Genomic DNA, 737 nt, shown 5'->3' with positions numbered 1-737 from the left:
TTGTCTAATTCACAAATTTGCAGCGGGGATTGCATTCAGTTTTCGGATTCATCAACCGCGCATACCAGCGGAACCTATACTTGGGCGTTTTCAGATGGGCAGACTTCTAATTTAAAGAACCCTTTGATGTGCTTTCAAAATACAGATGAAGTTCCTTTGGGCATTGATGTACAATACAAAGTCGAGACCCACTCAGGTTGTGTAGATTCCATTACTTATACCAATTACATACAAGTCTATCCCCGTCCCACCGCCTATTTCACGTACACCCCCGAAGACCCCAGCATTTCAAATCCATATTTAGTCTTCCAAAACCAGTCGACCAATGCGGGTTCATTTACATGGAACTTCGGAGACAATGAAACTTCAGCGGTAGTCAGTCCGAGTCATGTGTACCCAGAAATTGCCAAGGAATACAGTGTGGTGTTAACTGCTTACGATCAATCCGCCAACTGTCATGCCACTTACCAAACGACCATAAGCATTGCAGATGAAATTTTGTTTTTTATTCCCAATGCCTTTTCCCCAAACTCAGGCAGTATCAACAACACCTTTCAGCCCCAATTTACCTCTGGAGTAGACATCTACAGCTTTAGGATGCAATTGTTTAACCGTTGGGGAGAAATCGTATTTGAGACCCAAGATCCAAGTATAGGGTGGGACGGACAATACCAAAACCAATTTGTCGCCCAAGCAGCCTACGTTTGGAAAATAGACTTCACTGAAACCATGTCGGA

The 737-nt window shown here is 43.6% G+C and carries 1 protein-coding gene; it reads left to right on the top strand.

What is annotated here, in order from left to right:
- Positions 1 to 737: PKD domain-containing protein (locus DNU06_RS17550; protein ID WP_146239331.1), on the top strand; the 737-nt coding region annotated here is incomplete at both ends.

Source organism: Putridiphycobacter roseus (genome assembly GCF_003234935.1).
Lineage (GTDB): Bacteria > Bacteroidota > Bacteroidia > Flavobacteriales_D > Crocinitomicaceae > Putridiphycobacter > Putridiphycobacter roseus.
This window is presented reverse-complemented; position numbering and strand designations above follow the sequence as displayed.